Annotated in this window: 15 protein-coding genes; 6 read left to right on the top strand and 9 right to left on the bottom strand. The window is 67.8% G+C overall.

Annotated elements, in window-relative coordinates; all coding sequences use genetic code 11:
* Window positions 1-77: 77 nt before the first annotated feature.
* Window positions 78-1,115: a hypothetical protein gene (locus AC5RUH_RS03800; protein WP_494076232.1), complete on the bottom strand. Its 1,038-nt coding sequence runs from the start codon at window positions 1,113-1,115 to the stop codon at window positions 78-80.
* A 206-nt stretch (window positions 1,116-1,321) separates the two neighbouring features.
* Here AC5RUH_RS03800 and AC5RUH_RS03795 point away from each other — a divergent pair, with 206 nt between their 5' ends.
* Window positions 1,322-1,477 (top strand): hypothetical protein, encoded by a 156-nt coding sequence (locus AC5RUH_RS03795; protein ID WP_494076233.1) that lies wholly within the window; start codon window positions 1,322-1,324, stop codon window positions 1,475-1,477.
* 80 nt (window positions 1,478-1,557) lie between these two features.
* Here the strand turns inward: AC5RUH_RS03795 and AC5RUH_RS03790 are convergent, their stop codons facing one another.
* Window positions 1,558-3,279, bottom strand: a complete 1,722-nt coding sequence (locus tag AC5RUH_RS03790; RefSeq protein WP_494076234.1) for an ATP-binding response regulator — start codon at window positions 3,277-3,279, stop codon at window positions 1,558-1,560.
* Window positions 3,280-3,503: 224 nt separating this feature from the next.
* Here AC5RUH_RS03790 and AC5RUH_RS03785 point away from each other — a divergent pair, with 224 nt between their 5' ends.
* Window positions 3,504-4,478, top strand: a complete 975-nt coding sequence (locus AC5RUH_RS03785; protein ID WP_494001419.1) for a DMT family transporter — start codon at window positions 3,504-3,506, stop codon at window positions 4,476-4,478.
* On the opposite strand, the gene zapE is transcribed toward AC5RUH_RS03785, so the two are convergent.
* Together zapE and AC5RUH_RS03775 are read right to left on the bottom strand one after the other, a co-directional pair.
* Complete coding sequence (zapE, locus tag AC5RUH_RS03780) at window positions 4,398-5,546, bottom strand: cell division protein ZapE (RefSeq protein ID WP_494127919.1); 1,149 nt, start codon at window positions 5,544-5,546, stop codon at window positions 4,398-4,400. The two genes, AC5RUH_RS03785 and zapE, sit on opposite strands and share 81 nt — an antisense overlap.
* A 167-nt stretch (window positions 5,547-5,713) precedes the next feature.
* Entirely contained in the window at window positions 5,714-6,289 is a 576-nt protein-coding gene (locus AC5RUH_RS03775; protein ID WP_494001421.1) for an NADPH-dependent FMN reductase, read from the bottom strand.
* Window positions 6,290-6,404: 115 nt separating this feature from the next.
* Here AC5RUH_RS03775 and AC5RUH_RS03770 point away from each other — a divergent pair, with 115 nt between their 5' ends.
* Complete coding sequence (locus tag AC5RUH_RS03770) at window positions 6,405-6,905, top strand: MarR family winged helix-turn-helix transcriptional regulator (RefSeq protein WP_494001422.1); 501 nt, start codon at window positions 6,405-6,407, stop codon at window positions 6,903-6,905.
* A 9-nt stretch (window positions 6,906-6,914) separates the two neighbouring features.
* Here the strand turns inward: AC5RUH_RS03770 and AC5RUH_RS03765 are convergent, their stop codons facing one another.
* From AC5RUH_RS03765 to AC5RUH_RS03745, 5 genes are all read right to left on the bottom strand, one after another.
* Window positions 6,915-8,750, bottom strand: coding sequence for an ABC-F family ATP-binding cassette domain-containing protein (locus tag AC5RUH_RS03765; protein WP_494076236.1), 1,836 nt, complete (start codon window positions 8,748-8,750; stop codon window positions 6,915-6,917).
* A gap of 71 nt (window positions 8,751-8,821) precedes the next feature.
* Entirely contained in the window at window positions 8,822-9,757 is a 936-nt protein-coding gene (locus AC5RUH_RS03760) for a 4-(cytidine 5'-diphospho)-2-C-methyl-D-erythritol kinase (protein WP_494073600.1), read from the bottom strand.
* Window positions 9,758-9,775: 18 nt separating this feature from the next.
* On the bottom strand, window positions 9,776-10,696 hold the full coding sequence (rsmA, locus tag AC5RUH_RS03755; RefSeq protein WP_494073599.1) for a 16S rRNA (adenine(1518)-N(6)/adenine(1519)-N(6))-dimethyltransferase RsmA: 921 nt from the start codon (window positions 10,694-10,696) through the stop codon (window positions 9,776-9,778).
* A 107-nt stretch (window positions 10,697-10,803) separates the two neighbouring features.
* Window positions 10,804-11,919, bottom strand: coding sequence for a resuscitation-promoting factor (locus AC5RUH_RS03750; RefSeq protein WP_494023670.1), 1,116 nt, complete (start codon window positions 11,917-11,919; stop codon window positions 10,804-10,806).
* Window positions 11,920-12,248: 329 nt separating this feature from the next.
* A complete protein-coding gene (locus AC5RUH_RS03745) occupies window positions 12,249-13,202 on the bottom strand; it encodes a TatD family hydrolase (protein WP_494076237.1) in 954 nt (317 codons plus the stop codon).
* A 148-nt stretch (window positions 13,203-13,350) separates the two neighbouring features.
* Here AC5RUH_RS03745 and AC5RUH_RS03740 point away from each other — a divergent pair, with 148 nt between their 5' ends.
* The 3 genes from AC5RUH_RS03740 to AC5RUH_RS03730 all read left to right on the top strand — a co-directional run.
* Window positions 13,351-14,388 carry an AAA family ATPase gene (locus AC5RUH_RS03740; RefSeq protein WP_494014345.1) on the top strand — a complete coding sequence of 346 codons (1,038 nt, stop codon included), beginning with the start codon at window positions 13,351-13,353 and terminating at the stop codon, window positions 14,386-14,388.
* A gap of 5 nt (window positions 14,389-14,393) precedes the next feature.
* Window positions 14,394-15,767, top strand: coding sequence for a DUF58 domain-containing protein (locus tag AC5RUH_RS03735; protein WP_494127918.1), 1,374 nt, complete (start codon window positions 14,394-14,396; stop codon window positions 15,765-15,767).
* Window positions 15,764-17,738 (top strand): transglutaminase TgpA family protein (locus AC5RUH_RS03730; RefSeq protein ID WP_494127917.1); only part of this gene is annotated, 1,975 nt, incomplete at its 3' end. The genes AC5RUH_RS03735 and AC5RUH_RS03730, both read left to right, overlap by 4 nt.

Raw genomic sequence — 17,738 nt, 5'->3', positions numbered from 1 at the left:
CTTTAGAACTGCCAATCGTTCACAGCGTAAACGAACGGTGTTCACGACACGCTCAATGACACGATGAAGAATGCATGTTACGAAGCCCGCGGAAACTCGGCGATTTCTGCAGCCACTTGGGCCGCCCTGTCCTTGGCACCGGCTTGGCTGAAATACGCTTGGCTGTTCTTCAAGTGGCGTAGGGCCGATGCACAATCGCCTTGTTCCCGCAGGGCTTTCGCAAGCAACATATTCGCTTCACCCGCAGTGTGGTGTGCCATCGCTGAGGACTCTGCACAAATCGACGTGAGCATCTCGATTGCGCTGCTTGCTTCACCGTTCAGAAAGTGCCAGTGCGCACGATTGAGCATGTTCTTAAAGACATCTCCGTCATCCGTACCAATAATGGTCGCTGCGAGTTCGGCACGCTCCATGCAATCGGCTGTTTCTGTGTCGGCGATACCGGCCGTTAACCTCATAGCCGCCGAGGCTCGATTGAACCACGCCCATAGAGCGAGATCATTCGAAGGCGACAAATGCTCAGCCGCCAACTTGTGATACTTCACCCCATCGCTGGCCTGTTGTCTTAGAAAAGCGACGTTTCCGGCGACCCAGTAGCACTTTCCCGCCGTTTGAGCGTCAGTATTGGTGTCAATCAGTCGGATGAGTTGCTGACTTTCCTGCCAGGCGCGCTCCAACTGGTCGCTCTCTGCCAATGCTGCAATAAGTGCAAGCAAGGACCCAATACGCAGATCCTGCGGGACCTCACCGTCATGAGCGATGCCGACGGCCCTAACACCATATGCGACTGCTTGTTCAAGTTCACCTGCCGCCTGGCTAACGTCAGACAAGAGGTTCAATGCGCGGCACTGAAGTTCGGAGGACCCGACCGTTAGTGGATGTTCCAGCAGAAGCAAGGCTGTATGAATGCAGTCCCGGTTGAGACCCATCGCGCGCTGACAATCGGCTTGGAACATTGTCATCTGCCACCACGTTGAATCATCGCCGGCAGCCAATGCCCTAGAAGATACTTGCTTCGCGAGGTCCAGCGCCTGCGCATATTCTCTACGACCGAAAGCCTCACGAGCCCGCAGTTCAGCGAAAACACCGCTTCCCTCAGAATTGACCGACACCATGCGAATCCTCCAAACGCCAATGGCCGGGGTGATAGTCCGTACTCCCACCCGCATCCGATCATATTCCGTGTCCCGCGCAGCGGCGGGGAAGGGTCCCTGATGTGTCGTTTAACGTCTAGCTGATTAGGTACTCCTGAATGTACACTTGTGGATGTCACCACCGCTGCATAGATTTGCAAAACTGTGCATAACCAAGAGGGAGCCCGATGAAGAAATTTTCGGCATCAGTACTTATTGCCGCAGTTCTGGCTGTTACCGGCGCCACGGCTGCCTCAGCCGCCGACGGCAGCTACACCACCATCACGACCGTCAAGTCTGTCGATGGCGGCTTCTCCATTCAGAGTGGCAACTGGCCGCACTAATAAGTAAATAGAGCGGGATTCCCGCTCGCCGGCTGAGGCCGTGGCATCCATCTTCGGACGCGTGCCACGGCCTTTGTGGTTTAAGAGACAGCGACGGCGTCCGACGCGTTGGCGGGTTGCTGTTTCGGTCCGGAATCCAGCGGCAGTGTAATCGTGAAGGTCGTGCCGATGCCGACCCTCGACTCCACGGAAATATCGCCGCGGTGCTGGTCGACCATCCCCTTGACGATGGCCAGGCCCAGGCCAGTGCCCTGGATGGCATGGGCGTTGGATGCCCGGTAGAAACGCGAGAAGAGCTGGGGCAGGTCTTCTTCCGGGATGCCGATCCCGCTGTCGGCGACCTTGACCACGGCGCAGGGAACGCCGTCGTCGTTCTTGCCGCCGAGGCCGACCGTGACCCGCACCTCCCCGTCCTGCGGCGTGAACTTGACGGCATTGGACAGGATGTTGGTGAAGACTTGCTCCAACATCTTTGTATCGCCGTCGGCGGCGAGCCGGGTGTCCAGCCCCTCACCGACCAGCTGTACGTTCTTGGCCTGCGCCACCGGTTCCAGCGCGGTGGAAACCGTGCGCAGGAGGCGTGGCAGGTCCACCGGTTCCGTCTTCAACCCGCTGCTCTGGAAATCCATCCTGGACAAGGTGAGCATGTCTTCGATCAACTCGCGGAGCCGCGCGGCATTGCGACCCACGATCTTCAGCATCCGCGCCACTGATTCCGGGACCTCACCGGCGTCTCCATCCAGCACCAGCTCCAGGTACCCGGCGATAGAGGTCAACGGAGTCCGGAGCTCATGGTTGACCGTGGCCACGAAGTTCGACTTGGCTTGGTCCAGCTCGCGAAGCTTTTCCACGACCTGTTGTTGAACTGTAATCAGGTGCCCCTGAATCAGACCGTGGGCCAGGTTGCCGGCTACATGCTGAAGCAGTGAAATCTCGGCCGGCGACCATGGCCGCGGCTGCCCCGTGCGGATCAGGCACAGCAAGCCGAAAGCCTGCGGGCCCTGCCCCAAGGGCGCGAGCAGGGACAATTTGCCCCGGGGGGTGGCGAGCCATTCGGCCACATGGGGATATGCGGCGATATCGATGCCGCCGTCGTCGGCCGACGTGAGCACGCTGTGCTTGGCCCAGAGCGCCGAGGACAGCTCCAGCACCTGTTCGTCGCTGCGGTAGGGCATGGAGCCCTGGGTGGATTCGCTGATCCATTGAGCGGTGGTATGCGGCACTCGTTCGTCCGCCAGGGTACGCACCCAGACGTGGTCGGCTTCGAAGGCCTCGCCGATGCCACGCAACGCGAGGTTGATCATTTCGTCCGGGTCATTCGTACTGCGAATACCGTCGGACACATTCCGGATCCGCTCCCGCAGGACGGCCACCCCGTTGCGTTCCCGTCGCCGGTGTTCCGATCTCGCGAGGGTCACGCGGACACGGTTCACCACACTGGCGGCCGTCAGCGGCTTGATCAGGTAGTCGGAGACGCCCAGCTCGTAGCCGCGTTCCACCAAGTGCAGCTCGTCCTCGGTGGCCATGAGCATCACCCGCCACTGCGCGCCCGGCTGGCTGTCCGACAGCCGTCGCACGGCTTCCATCCCGGCCAGGGACATATCGGCGGCGTCCACCAAAAGGATGTCGGGCGGGTTGCGCTGCACCTCGGCCAACACCTCGGCCGCGGAAGTCAACGCAGCGACCGATATGCCGGCATCGCTCAGGACGCTGCGCAGGAACCCGCGGGTCGCAGGGTCCACGGCGCCGACCAGGACGGTTGGGCGCGCTGCCGCCCCGGGCTCACCTGCAACGGTCCGCACTGCATTCCTCCTGCATTGAACGCGGCCCGGTGTCGTCCCGGCCCCCCGACGTTATGAATGAAGAGTAGCAGTGCTCTCACCGGTACGACGCGAGGTTCCGTCCTGCCTCCGGCGCGCACCCGTCCCCCATCAGGACCGGTGCAGGCCCCGACACCTGACGCGGGAAGCAGACATTCCGGTCCGGCCCCGGCCGGTGCACTGCCGCTTGGGTTAGCGTTGCCACCATGACACACGTCCCGCGGATCGCCGCCGTCCCGCTTTCGGTCCTTGCGGCCATCATCGTGACGGTCCTGGCGTGGGCCAGTGCCTTCGTCGTGATCCGCGGCGTGCTGCCGCATTTCGGGCCCGGTCCGCTCAGCCTGATGCGGCTCGCCATCGGCTCGGCCGCACTGGCACTGCTGTTGGTCGGGCGGCCGTGGGTCAGGCCGGGCCGCCGGGCGTGGTTGCTGATCGCCGGCTGCGGCCTGTCGTGGTTCGGCGTCTACAACTTCGCCCTCAACACCGCGGAGCAAACGCTCGACGGCGGCACCACCGCCATGATCGTCAATCTCGCACCCGTGCTCACGGCCTTGGGCGCCGGGCTGTTCCTGGGCGAAGGCATCCCCAGGTGGCTGGCCATCGGCGCCGGAGTCGCTTTCTCGGGAGTCGTCATGATCGGCTTCGGCACCGGTGGCGGCGCCGCCGGCGGCGTCGGGCTGCTCTGGGCGCTGGCAGCGGCGTTGACGTACTCCGCCGGGGTGCTGCTCCAGAAGCCGGCCCTGGGCAGCGTGCCGGCCGGGCAGGTCACCTGGTTGGCCTGCAGCATCGGTGCACTCTCATCGCTGCCGTTTGCCGGTGACCTTTTGGCGGAACTGCGCACCGCCCCGGCCGCGGCGACCTTGGGCGTGGTGTATCTGGGGTTGGTGCCCACGGCCCTGGCTTTCAGCACCTGGGCCTATGCCCTGGCCCGGATGCCGGCCGGGCAACTGAGCGTTTCGTCCTACCTTGTTCCTCCGGTCACCATCGTGTTGGGGTGGCTGTTCCTGAGCGAGACGCCCACCGTGCTGGCCGTCATCGGCGGCGGGGTGTGCCTGCTGGGCGTTGCGCTGTCCCGCCGGCGCGACCGGCGGGAACGGCAGTCAGGGCGCGGCACCCACCCGGCCGAGGGTGCCCAACCGGCTGGCAATGCGGGAGATGTCGACGGCGGACGGGCTGGCTGACGAGGCCAGGTCAAGCGGCTCCGCGCTGATGACCGTCAACGGCACGTCGGCGTCATAGAGGATGTCCACAATATTGCTGAAGCGCTGCCAGCCGTTCATGCTGATCGCTTCCCGGGGCGGCACACCGCAGATGATCCAGTGGGCGGCATGCGCCAGCAGGCCCAAATAGTCGGAGGCGGCGGTGGGCCCTTCGCACAGGTCGCGGAAATCAAACCACAATTCGGCCGGCGTGCTCCGAAGGACCGGCAGCGGCCAGCTCCCCGGCCGCAGTTCGCGCGCCTCTGCCGCGGACGGCCAGTGTAGGCCCGCCTCGGCAACCCGCGGGTCGCCGGGACCGTCCGGGGCAACGACCATGGCGCCGTCGCCGAACCGGCCGGGGCGGGCACCGCCGTCGTCCAACCGGCCGTCGGCGCGACCGGCGGGCTGCGTGCGGTAGTCGACCGGGCCGGCGACGGGGGCAACGTGCATGGTGCGGCGGATCAGGGCGATGGTGGGCTCGAACAGCTCATGGAAGACCTCGCCGGGCATCAACTGCTCGGGCGGATAGTTCGAGGTGGTGACCAGCACTATGCCGCGGCGGTGGATTTCACGCAGCAGCCGGGCCAGCAACTGGCCGTCCCCCGGATCGTGGACGTGGAATTCATCCAGGACCAGCAGGGCGCAGCCGCGCAGCAAGCCGTCGATGGCCACGTCGATGGCGCTGGTACCCGGCGGCCGGGCCTCCGGGTCCTGCGCGTCGCGGCGGAGGGCGTGCAGTTGTCGGAACAGGTCGTGGAAGTGCCAGCGCTGTTTGTCCGGCACGTCGACGGCATCGAAGAATGCCCGGGCCAGCCAGCTTTTGCCCCGTCCGACGGGACCCCAAAGATACAGCCCGCGGCGCATCCCCGGCAAAGCGGGCAGTCCGGCGCGGAGCGGCGCGGCGGCTTCGGCGAGCAGGCGGGCGGCCCTGTGCTGGTCTTCGTCGAGGCGGAAGCCAGCTGCCGAGGCGGCCTGCTCAAGATGGTCGAGCATCCGGCGGCGGCTGGGGGTCCGCTCCCGCAGGCCGGCCGCAGCGTTTCCTGCGTCCACGACGCGTCCCTCCTTCTCCCGGTACCAACGAAACCCGACCCGCCGGTGCCATCGTTCCGGCCGTCCCCGCCTTAACGGCGCGGGGCGCCCCGGCTTCCCTGACGGGAGGTACGGAGCGCCCTGCGATGCGGAGCGTTAAGCGGCGCGAAGCCGCCGGGGGCCGCAGGTTAGTTGGCGGCGACAGCTGCGGCCCGGACGGACTCCATGGCCTTGGTCCACGGGATGAGCTGGTCGATCATCGGAGCCAGGGTGCCGGCGTTCTGCTCGGTCGGCTTGAAGTCGGCGAAGTTCTCGAAATCGGTGAACAGCGAGAACATGACCTGGTTGCGCACGTGGGCGATCTGCAGTTCAGACAGGATGTTGCGCAGGTGCTCAGCGGCACGGGCGCCACCCATGGAACCGTAGGAAACGATGCCGGCGGCCTTGTTGTTGAACTCGACGTTCAGGTAGGACAGGGCGTTGGTCAGGGCAGGCGTGACGGTGTGGTTGTACTCGCCGGTGACGAAGATGAAGCCGTCGAACTCGCTGATCTTGGCCGAGAACGCCTTGGTGTGGTCGTTCTGGTAGTTCTGGTACATGGCCGGGTAAGCTTCGTCCAGCAGGGGCAGGTTGAAGTCGGCGATGTCGACGACCTCGAACTCGGCGTCGGTGCGGCCGGCGGCCTGGGCGAGAACCCAATCGGCAACCTGCTTGTTGACACGACCCGGACGGGTGCTGCCGGTAACGATAGCGATCTTGGTCATAAATAACCCCTTCGAGGTCTGGTCCCGACGTGCCAACATTGTCGACGCGTCATGGTTTTGTTGACACGTCAATTATGCAGGGCGGAAACTTGAATTGTCAACCAAAGGCGAGGAAGTGACAGTCGTGAACTCCGACACCCGCTGGCTGGACGATCACGAGCAAGAGATCTGGCGCGCCTTCCGGGAATTGCTGTGGGGCTTCGAGTCCGCCATGGACCGCCAGCTGCTGCGCGACTCCGACCTGTCCGGCGTGGAGTATTCGGTCCTGGCGTCCCTGTCGGAGGCGGACGAGGGCGTCATGCGGGCCCGGGACATCGCGCAGCAGCTGGACTGGGAGCGCAGCCGGCTGTCCCACCTGCTCAAGCGGATGGAAGCCCGCGGGCTGGTGGAGCGGGTGGCGTGTGCCACGGATGCGCGGGGTTTCAACATCTCGATGACCGACGCCGGCTGGGATGCCATCCGGCAGGCCGCCCCCGGCCACGTCAGCTTCGTCCGCGAGAACGTCTTCGATCCGCTCTCGGCCGCGGAGCGCGAGGCGCTGCTCTCGGCAACCGCCAAGATCCAGCGGTCCATCCGCGACGCGGGCCTCTGGGGGAACAGCGGCAGGTCGTCCTGAGCCGAGGGATCACTCCAGGATTTCGGAGACCTCCAGCCACTCCATCTCCAGGCCTTCCTTCTCCTCGGCGATTTCCTGCAGCTTGCGGTTCATCTCCGCCAGCCCGGCGAAGTCGACGTCGGACTTGGCACCTGCCGCGTGCATCTGCTCCTTGAGCTTGTCCTCCTGCTGGCCCAGTTTGCCCAGTTGGCGCTCGATCCGGTTGAGGTCCTTCTTAGCCTGGCGCTTGTCCGCTTCGCTGTGCACGGCGCCGGAGGATGGTGCGGCGCTGGCGCTTGCGCCGGCCGGGGACGGCGCGGGCCGGCCGGCGAGCGCCGCTTCGCGGAGCTCAAGGTACTGGTCCACTCCCCCGGGCAGCCCGCGGAGCTTGCCGTCGCCCAGCAGCGCCACCTGATGGTCGGTCACCCGTTCCAGTAGGTAGCGGTCGTGCGAGACGACCACGAGCGTGCCCGGCCAGCCGTCGAGCACATCCTCCACGGCCGCCAGCGTGTCCGTATCCAGGTCGTTGGTGGGCTCGTCCAGCATCAGCACGTTCGGTTCCCCGACCAGCAGCCGCAGCAGCTGCAGCCGCCGCCGCTCCCCGCCGGACAGGTCGCGCACCGGCGTCCACTGCTTCTCCTTGGAAAAGCCGAGCTGTTCCACCAGCTGGCTGGCGGAAACCTCGCGTCCGCCGATGTTGAAGACCTGGCGTTCGCGCTGAATCACCTCCACCACTCGGAGGTCCATGACATCGTCGAGTTCGCGGACTTCCTGCGTGAGCATGGCCGTCTGCACCGTCTTGCCGCGCTTGACCTTGCCGGCCGTGGGCTGGATCTCGCCGTTCAGCAACCGCAGCAGGGTGGTCTTGCCCGCCCCGTTGACGCCGACCAGGCCGAGCCGTTCCCCCGGTGCCAGCCGCAGCGTGATGTTGTCGAACAGCGCGGCGGGCCCGCCGTCGCCGTCCGTGGGCCGGGCCGGCGGGGTGTAGGAAACCTGCTCCAGGTCCAGCACGTCCTTGCCGAGCCGGGCGGTGGCCATCTTGTTCAGGGCCACCGCGTCCCGGGGCTCGGGCACGTCGGCGATCAGCTCGTTGGCCGCTTCAATCCGGAACTTCGGCTTCGCGGTCCTGGCGGGAGCACCGCGGCGCAGCCAGGCAAGCTCCTTTTTCACCAGCTGCTGCCGCTTGCCTTCGACGACGGCAGCCGTCCGGTCGCGTTCCGCACGGGCCAGCACGTAGGCGGCGTACCCGCCGTCGAACGGGTCGACGGTGCCGTCGTGGACCTCCCAGGTCCGGGTACACACTTCGTCCAGGAACCAGCGGTCGTGGGTGACCACCAGGAAGGCCCCCTCGGTGGGGCGCCACCGCGTCTGCAGGTGGCGGGCCAGCCAGGCGACCCCCTCGACGTCGAGGTGGTTGGTCGGCTCGTCGAGCATGATCACGTCATGGGGCTCGATCAGCAGCTTGGCGAGGGCGACCCGGCGGCGCTGCCCGCCGGACAAGGACGACACCGTCGCGTGCCAGTCGACGTCGCCGACGAGGCCGTTCATGATTTCGCGGATCTGCGGGTTGGAGGCCCACTCGTACTCGGCCGCTTCGCCGACGATCGCCACGCCGACCGGCAGGTCTCCGTCCAGCACGTCCTGCTGGTCCAGGTAGCCCACGTTGACGTCGCCGCGCTTGGTGACCCGGCCGTCGTCGGGCGTGGCGCGGTGCGCCAGCAGCCGCATCAGGGTGGACTTGCCGTCGCCATTGCGCCCCACCATGCCGATCCGGTCCCCTTCGTTCAGGCCGAGGGACACCGAGTCCAGGATGGTGCGGGTGGCAAAGGAGACGCTGACGTTTTCTGCGCCGAGCAGGTGGACCAAGGATGCTGCTTTCTGTTGCGTTGGTGGAGGCGGACGCGCCGCCGCCGCGTTCCAGGGGCGGGGCCGGGCGGTCAGGCCATGATGCGGGCGCCGTGCACCGGTCCGCGGACCGGCAGGGCAACCACGCCGGCGACATCCGCGAGCCGCTGCCCCAGCTCGGCCGCCTCGCGCCGTCCGGCGGTCAGGAAAGCTACCGTCGGCCCGGACCCGGATACCAAGCCCGCCAGCGCGCCTTCGGCCTCGCCCAGTTCAAGGATATCGGCCAGTTCGGGGGCCAGCTCGATGGCGGCCTCCTGCAGGTCGTTATGCAGGCAGCCGGCCAACTGGTGGACGTCGCCGGACTGCATTGCCTGCAGGATCGCCGGGTCCACCTGCTCGGGTTCGACCGGGACGTGGCCGCGGCGGGCGCGCAGGTCGTCGGCCACCGCGTAGACCTTGGGCGTGGACAAACCGAACGAGGCGGGCACCAGGACCCAGTGCATTTCGCTGCGCGCCAGCGCCGGCGTCAGCCGGTCGCCGACGCCCAGGCCGACGGCCACTCCGCCGTGCAGCGCAAACGGCACGTCTGCGCCGAGCCCGGCGGCCAGGCCGATCAGCTCGTCGCGGGAGTAGCCGGTGTTCCAAAGCGCACTGCACGCAACCAGGGCGGCGGCCGCGTCGGCGGAGCCGCCGCCCATGCCGCCGGCAATCGGCACCCGCTTGGTGATGTCCAGGTGCACGCCCTGCGCGTGTCCGGAGGTTTCGCGGATCAGGTCGGCGGCCTGCACCGCCAGGTTGGAAGCATCCAGCGGGATGCCGTCCAGATCGAAGTCCAGCCCGGGCCCATTGCGCACGCTGACCGTGATGGCATCGTCCTCACGCGCGGTGGCGGTGACCTCCTCATACAACGAGAGCGCCAGATAGACGCTGGCCACCGAGTGGTAGCCATCCGGTCGCGGGCCGCCGACGCGGAAGGAGACGTTGATCTTTCCGGGCGCCATGACGCGGACGGGACGTGTTCTGGTCATATCGATGCCGCCACCTTCCTAGCCGACAAGCGGATGGTTGAACTCGGCGATGCGGGCAAAGGCGGCAATGTCCAGCACCTCTCCGCGGGCGCCGGGGTCCACGTTTGCCAGCCGCAGCGCTTCCTCGGCCCGGGCGGCGCTGCCGGCCCAGCCGGCCAGCGCGGCGCGCAGCGTCTTGCGGCGTTGCGCGAACGCCGCGTCGATGACGGCAAACACTTCATGGCGCGGGGCCCGGGTCACGGGCGGCTGCCCGCGGGTGAACTCCACCAGCCCGGAAGCGATCTTGGGTGCGGGCCAGAACACGTTCATGCCGATCACCCCTGCCTTGCGCATGGTGCCGTACCACGCGGCCTTGACGCTGGGCACACCGTAGATCTTGGAGCCGGGCTTGGCCGCGAGCCGGTCGGCCACCTCGTCCTGCACCATGACGAGTCCGTGCCGCAGCGACGGGAAGTGCTCCAGCAGGTGCAGCACCACCGGCACCGCCACGTTATAGGGCAGGTTGGCGACCAGCGCATCCGGGGCCTTGGGCAGTTCCCTGACCCGCAGCGCGTCCGCCAGCACCACGTCCAGGTGCCCGGCGGCATCGGGACGCCATTCGGCCGCTGTGCGTTCCAAGCGGGCGGCGAGTTTGGGATCGATTTCGACGGCGACCACGTGCCCGGCCACGTCCAGCAGCCCGAGCGTGAGCGACCCCAGGCCGGGCCCGACCTCCAAGACTGTCTCGCCGGGGACAACATGGGCGGCAGCCACGATCCGACGGATGGTGTTGCCGTCGATCACGAAGTTTTGCCCGAGGGTCTTGGTGGGACGCACGTCCAGTTCGGCTGCGAGCCGGCGGACGTCGGCCGCTCCGAGCAGGGGCCGGGTGGGGGCGGGCGCGGCTCCCCCGGCGTCGTGCCGTGAGTCGGTACCGGAGGCGGATTGGGGTTCTGTCACTGTGCCATCGTATCGGGCCGCCGGCGGCGGCCGTGGCGGCGCCGCCCGGTTAACGCACACCGGGCCCGGGCAGCGAAGCCCGGGCCCGGTGGCAGGAAGCGGAAGCCTTACAGCAGTCCCAGCTTGGCGGCACAGGCCGGCCAGTGGCCCCAGCCGCCGTTGCTGCGCAGCACTTCGGCGGTAGCGATCTGCTCGCTGGGCGTGGCCATGTAGGCGTAGGGCGCGTACTTGCCGCCGCCGGCGCCGAGCCAGGAGCTAGCGCTGAACTGCAGTCCGCCGGAGTAGCCGTTGCCGGTGTTGATGGACCAGTTGCCGCCGGACTCGCATTCGGCGAGCGCCTGCCAGGTCCCGCCGACGTTGGCGTTGTTGACCTTGGCCGGACGCTTCTTGGTGCCCACGGTGATCTTCTGGCTGACCGGTTCGCGGGTGACCTTTTCGCTGACGAGTTTCCGGTCGGTTTCCTTGCCGTCGGTGAGGACGACCTCGTAGACCTTGACGCGTTCGCCGGGCTCCCCGGCCCGGGTGACCTTCTCTTCGTCCTCGTACATGGCGGAGTTGGTCGTGGTGGCCGTCTCGAACGGGACGGACTCGGCCTCCTCCACGCGTTCGCGGTCGATCCGGGTCACTTTGACCTTGGTGCCTTCGGTCACCGGCTCGGCCTCGGCAACGGAGAGCTTGTCTTCCTTGCCCAGCTTGATCTTCTGTTCCTGGAGCAGGTCGCCGATGGTGGTCGCGGTGGTGACTTCCTTGCGGGTCTTGCCGTCGACAGCGATGGTGACGTTCTTCGGCGTCGAGATCGTCACCGCGCCGCCCACCGAGGCCAGCTCGGCAGTCAACGGGGCGGACAGGGCCGACTTTTCGTTGACTTCCAGTTCGTCCAGCAGTTCCTCGACGGTGGCGGCGGTGGTGTGCACGGTGGAGGCCTTGCCGTCCACGTTCACGTCTACGGGTTTGGCGGTGACCACTTCGATGCTGGCACCGTCGGCGATCTCTTCGCCCACCGCAGGAGTGACGTCGTCGAGCTCGCCGACCTGCACCTCGGATTCGGCCAGAACGTCTGCAACGGTGGAACCGAACGTGGTGACGGTGCTGGCCTGCCCGTCCACGGTCAGCGTGACCGACTTGTTGTTGCCCACAAAAGCCACCAGCCCGAGGACCAAGGCGGTCATGACGACGACCTGGCCGGCGATCTTCACCCAGCGGTTCTTCAGCGCGTTTGTCACGGTTCCCGAATCTGTTGCAGTTTCCGGGCACGGGGACATTAAGACACGCGCGTGGGACGTGCCGGTTTTCACGGCACGGTGCGAGTGCAGGCTGCACCCGCGGCGGCTGTTTGGGCGTACGAACGGAACGTCCAACGGCTACCGCCACAGGTGTCACAATGTCCGGTTGCCTTCCCCGACCCCGGCCATTAGCTACCTACCGTAATCGAAACGTGACATGCCGACAAGCGGCGCCTGCTGCAGGCGGCACCGGGCACTGCGCGTCGCTTCCCCGTTCGGGCAGCCCTGCATGCTCGTTTTCGGTCCGGCCGGGGGAAGTTACGCGCGTGTTATTCCTGCTGCCAGGAGCCGTAAACGCGCTCCGTGTTTTCCGCCACCTCCGTGCATAACTCCGCCAGGTCCTTCCCGAGGACCTCGGCCATCGCGCGCATGGTGTAGGGCACCAGGTAGCTGGCGTTCGGCCGGCCCCGGTAGGGATGCGGGGTCAGGAAGGGCGCGTCGGTCTCGGCCAGCACCAGGGCCGGTTCCGCAACCGCCAGGGCCTCACGCAGGCCGTCGGCGGTCCTGAAGGTGACGGTTCCGGCGAAGGACATGTGCCAGCCGTTGTCGTTGCAGGTACCGGCCAGCGCCGCGTCCCCGGAAAAGCAGTGGAAGACAACTTTTTCGGGGGCTCCCTCCTCGAGCAGGACGCGGACCACGTCGTCGTGTGCGTCCCGGTCATGGATCTGCAGGGCGAGGCCCAACCGCTTGGCGATGTCGATGTGGCGGCGGAACGATTCCTGCTGGGCGCCCCGGCCTCCGCCGCCGGTCCGGTAGTAGTCCAGTCCGGTCTCCCCGATCGCCCGGATCCTCGGGTGCGCGGCTATCGCCTCGATCTCCGCCAGGGCCTCCTCCAGCGTCCCCGCGTCCGCCAGCGGGGGTGCGTCGTTGGGGTGGATGGCCACCGCTCCCAGCAGCCTCGGCTCGGCCTCGACGGCCTGCAGCGTGAAGCGGGCCGATTCCAGGTCGCAGCCCACCTGGACGGCACCGGCAACGCCGACCGCCTCGGCGGCGTCCATCGCCTGCCGGACCGTGACCGCCACCGGTCCGTCGCGGAAGTCCAGGTGCGTGTGGTTGTCCATCACCGGCACGGGCAGCGGCTCGGGTGCCGGCGGATAGCTGAGATTACGACGCCGACCGTCCCCCTCGGTGGGGCTCCGCACCGCCGTCGTCCGGGCTGCGGTGCTGTCAGCGGTGTAGGCGGGAGGAGTTTCGCCGGCAACGGCGGCTACAGGATGGGACATGTTTCCAGCCTACTGAAGCGCCGGGTCCGGTTCCGCCGTGAAGGGAGGCGGGCCCGCCAGGCGGGGTCCGCGTGTCTACCGCATCACACAGCCAGCAAGTAGGGTTGGATCAACCGGCCCTCGGGGAAGGCACACCGGAAGGTACTTCATGGACACGCAGCAGCACATGGCAGAGGCCGGGACCGTCCACTCCGATCCAACGGGTTCGGGGCCGGGTGAGGGCCTCGCGCTGACCGAGTTCCACGACGCCTGCGGCCGGATCAGGGCCGTGATCGAGACCGTCATCGACGGCAAGTCGGAGGCGGCACGGCTGGCGCTGACGGTGCTGTTGGCCCAGGGGCACCTGCTGCTGGAGGATGTGCCCGGCGTCGGCAAGACCATGCTGGCGAAGACGCTGGCCAAGACCATCGACTGCAGCGTGCACCGGATCCAATTCACGCCGGACCTGTTGCCCTCCGACGTCACCGGTGTTTCGATCTACAACCAAGACATGCACCGGTTCGAATTCCGCCCCGGACCGGTGTTCGCGAACATCGTCATCGGCGACGAGATCAACCGTGCCTCGGCCAAGACCCAGTCGGCGTTGCTCGAGTGCATGGAGGAACACCAGGTCACGGTGGACGGGAACACCTATCCGCTGGATACGCCTTTCATGGTGATCGCCACCCAGAATCCGATCGAGATGGAGGGCACCTACCCGCTGCCGGAGGCCCAGCGCGACCGTTTCATGGCCCGGATCTCGATGGGCTACCCGGATCCCCGCGCCGAGATGGAAATGCTGGAGACCCACCAGTCCGTCTCGCCGCTGGAGGGCGTCCGCCCGGTCGTCACGGTGGGCGAGGTACGCAGCATGATGGCCATGGTCCGTGATGTCTACGTTTCGCCGGCGGTGAAGGAATACACGGTCAACATCGGGCGGGGCACCCGCGAACACCCGCACCTGCGGCTGGGAGCCAGCCCGCGGGCCATGCTCCAGCTGCTGCGCGCGGCGAAGGCGACGGCGGCCCTGGACGGCCGCGACTTCGTCCTGCCCGACGATGTGGCCTCCGTTGCCGAGGCCGTGCTGGCGCATCGTTTGATCCTTGACCGCAAGGCGATGACGGCCGGCGAAGACGCCTCCAGCGTGGTGGCGTCCGTGCTGGCCAAGGTTCCCGTGGGCGGCGAATCCCGCCGCGCCTCTTCCTGACGGCCATGGACGCGTTCGGCTGGCTCCCCACCAGGTATGTCACCCTGCGCGGGTGGGGCGTGCTGGCGGCCGGCGTGCTGGCGCTGCTGCTGGCGCAGATCCTGGGCCGCCGGGACCTGCTGACCCTGGCGGTGTTCCTGATTGGCCTGCCGCTGCTGGCCGCGGCGGCGATGGTGCTCCTCAAGCCGCAATTCACGGTGGAGCGGAAGTTCCGGCCCGCGGCCGTCGAAACCGGCCTCGTGGTCCAGGTCCGGTTGTCGGTGCGCCGCAACGGGGGCCTGACGGGGCTGGTGTACATGGAAGAGCAGCTGCCGCTGCGCTTCGGCAAGGCCCCGTCCTTCCGGTTCCCGGCGCGGCACCCGTCCCGCTCCGGGGCGAGCGTGTATGAGTACAAGCTTCGATCCAGCAAGCGCGGGATGTTCGCCATCGGGCCGGTGACCGCGGATTTTTCCGACCCGTTCGGGCTGGCCAACCACCGGCACCAGTTGGGCGAAACCAGCGCGTTGGTGGTGACCCCGTCCCCCGTGGAACTGCCGGCCACCTCGCTGACCGGCGCCCGGGGTTCGGACGGCACGGCGAGCACCCGGCGGCAGGCCAATCCCAGCGACGACGACGTGATGACCCGCGAATACCGCTACGGCGATCCGATGCGCCGGGTCCACTGGGCGGCGACGGCCCGTCACGGCGAGCTCATGGTCCGCCAGGAGGAATCGGTGACCACGCCGCAGGCGACCATCGTGCTGGACCGCCGGGCCGCGGCCTACGGCACGGGACTGCTGCCCTCCTTCGGCGATGGCACCGACCCGCACGGGGACCTGCTGCACACCTCGCCCTCCTTCGAGTGGGCCGTGGCTGCCGTGGCCTCGGCCGCCAACGACTTCCTGCAGCGCAACTACACCGTCCGGTTCCTGGACGTCCATGCCCGGGCGGCAGTCCTGGAGTCCCCCTCGGCCCCGTCGCCCGGCCAAGAGCAATTCGACGGGCCCGCGGGCTACCAGGACCTCGCCGAGGGGCTGGCCGCGCTGGGGCTGGCCGAAGACCACCGGAAGTCCGACCGGCATCCGGGAGAACCGGCGTTCGGGGACCGGCTGATGGACAAACTTGCGGCACATAAGTACAAGGGGCCGTTGGTCGCGGTCCTGGGCCAGATCAGCGCCGGCGAAGCGCGCCTGCTGGCCCCGGCCGCCGAATTCGGCTCCCACGCCTTCGCCCTGATCGTCACCGACCGGCCGCAACAGGCCCGGGCGACGATGGACGTGTTGCGTGCGGGCGGCTGGCGGACTGTGGCGGTCAGCCCCAAGGCCTCGCTGCCGGCGGCCTGGGCGCACTTCGACCTGGTCGGCCGGATCGATCCGGTGGGAACAGGAGCGGTCACGTGACCCTCACGGTCGACAAGCAGGCGGAACTCCGCGGCCCGGACACACCCGGCCGGAGCGGCGGGCGGCCGCCCTCCCCCGGCGTCGCGCCATGGTTGATGAGCGCCGCCGTCGCACTCGCCGTCCTGCTCACGGCCGCCAGCCTGCACGGGGTCCTGGAGGGCTGGAGTTGGCTGTTCCAAGCCGCCGTGACTGTCTGTTGCACCGAGGCGGGCACGGGGCTGGCCCGCCGGCTGGACTGGTCGCCGCTGGCCGGGGCGCTGCTGGGACTGGCAGGCCTGGTCATGTCGGTCACGGCGATGTTCCTGGCGCCGACCGGTCTCCTGGGCGTGATCCCCGGGCCCGGCACGTTCGCTGCCCTTGATCCCATGTTGGAGGAAGCCCGGGACACCGTTGTGTCGCAGGTCGCTCCGGTGCTGGTCAACGACGGCATCGCGCTGGCGGCCTGCGTTGGTGTGGGGCTGATCGCCCTGCTCGTGGATACGCTGGCCGTTCCGCTGCAGATGCCGGCCATCAGCGGCCTGGGCCTGCTGGGCCTGGCCATCGTTCCAGCCATCATCAAGCCGAACAGTATCGGAGCGGCGGGTTTCCTGGCCGCCGCGGCGGGTTACCTGCTGGTGCTGGGCTGCGCGCAGTGGCTTGCCGCCGGCGGCAGCGGCAGGGGTCGACTGGCCTCCGTTGAGCAGATCCGCCGCGCCGTGAGCATAGCGGCGGCCGGTCTCGCGGTTTCGCTGGTGCTCCCGCTGGCCATCCCGGGCTTCACGTCCGGATTGTTCCCGGAGGGCTCGAGGCTCAATTGGGGCGCGCCGACGGGCCTCAACCCGGTGGTGAGCCTGGGCGACAACCTCCGGCGGCCCGGGGCCTTCGGGAGGATGACCTACGCCACGGATGCCGGGGAACCGCTCTATCTGCGCTCGGTCACGCTGGAAAACCTGACCGGCGCCCGCTGGAGCCCGAGCGACTTCGACGGCCACCGCCGCACCGGCATCGATGAACTCGAGGTGCCCAGCGTGCGGAACCTGCTGGCAGACGGCGAGGTGACCACCACGAGGATCAGTACGGCATCCTTCACCAGCCCCTGGCTGCTGGCCCCCTACGCTCCGGCGCGGGTCACGGGCGTCCGCGGCACGTGGAGCTGGGATCCCCGCACCCTCAACATCCGCGGCGAGTCCGGCACCACCACCGCCAACCAGGAGTACGAGGTGCGCAGCGTCAGGCCGGCGCTGACCAGGGAAGCGCTGCGGGCATCGGAACCGTCGAACAACCCCGTCGTCGATCCTGTCTTCTCCGAGCTTCCGGAGAACATGCCGGGCATCATTGCAGACACCACGGCGACCGTGCTGGCGGGTTTGGAGAATCCGTACGAACAGGCCATGGCCATCCAGACGTATCTGCGGACGTCCGGATTCGTGTACTCGGAACAGGCTCCGGTCGACGGCGGCTACGACCAGAGCGGTTTCGAGGTCGTGGCCTCATTCCTGGAGGAAAAGTCCGGCTACTGCATTCACTACGCCGCCACGATGGCGATCATGGCCCGGATCGCGGGCATTCCCAGCCGGATGGCGGTCGGCTATGCGCCCGGGCGTCCCACCGGTGCGGTCCTTGAAGACGATACCGGCAGGGCACTGGAGGAGTTCGAGATCGATTCCCGGGACGCGCATTCCTGGCCGGAACTCTTTTTCAATGGAATCGGCTGGGTCGCCTTCGAGCCCACGCCGTCGCGGGGAGTGTTGCCGGCCTACGCCCAGACCGGACCCGCCGGCGGCCCGGTGCTTCCCAACGACGACCCGCTCAGGCCCGCGGGGCCGCCGCCGGCCGCCACCGACACTCCCCGGGATTCCACTGCCTCCGGCTCCTCCGGCCTGGCGGAGGAAGACATGCTCTCGCAACGGCTGTGGTCGGCGGCGGCCGCGGCCCTGGTGCTGGCCGTCCTCCTGTTGCCGCTGGTGCTGCGCCGGCGCCGGACCGGCTGGC

It is taken from the genome of Arthrobacter sp. Y3223166, from assembly GCF_059090935.1.
Note: the sequence above shows the minus strand (reverse complement) of the source record. Positions and strands in the feature narration are given on the sequence as shown.

Excerpts from the sequence above, each read along its gene's own strand:
- AC5RUH_RS03775 (WP_494001421.1), bottom strand. The coding sequence starts at position 6,289 with ATGACCAAGATCGCTATCGTTACCGGCAGCACCCGTCCGGGTCGTGTC.
- AC5RUH_RS03785 (WP_494001419.1), top strand. The coding sequence starts at position 3,504 with ATGACACACGTCCCGCGGATCGCCGCCGTCCCGCTTTCGGTCCTTGCG.
- AC5RUH_RS03795 (WP_494076233.1), top strand. The coding sequence starts at position 1,322 with ATGAAGAAATTTTCGGCATCAGTACTTATTGCCGCAGTTCTGGCTGTT.
- AC5RUH_RS03735 (WP_494127918.1), top strand. The coding sequence starts at position 14,394 with ATGGACGCGTTCGGCTGGCTCCCCACCAGGTATGTCACCCTGCGCGGG.
- AC5RUH_RS03800 (WP_494076232.1), bottom strand. The coding sequence starts at position 1,115 with ATGGTGTCGGTCAATTCTGAGGGAAGCGGTGTTTTCGCTGAACTGCGG.
- AC5RUH_RS03760 (WP_494073600.1), bottom strand. The coding sequence starts at position 9,757 with ATGACCAGAACACGTCCCGTCCGCGTCATGGCGCCCGGAAAGATCAAC.
- AC5RUH_RS03745 (WP_494076237.1), bottom strand. The coding sequence starts at position 13,202 with ATGTCCCATCCTGTAGCCGCCGTTGCCGGCGAAACTCCTCCCGCCTAC.
- AC5RUH_RS03740 (WP_494014345.1), top strand. The coding sequence starts at position 13,351 with ATGGACACGCAGCAGCACATGGCAGAGGCCGGGACCGTCCACTCCGAT.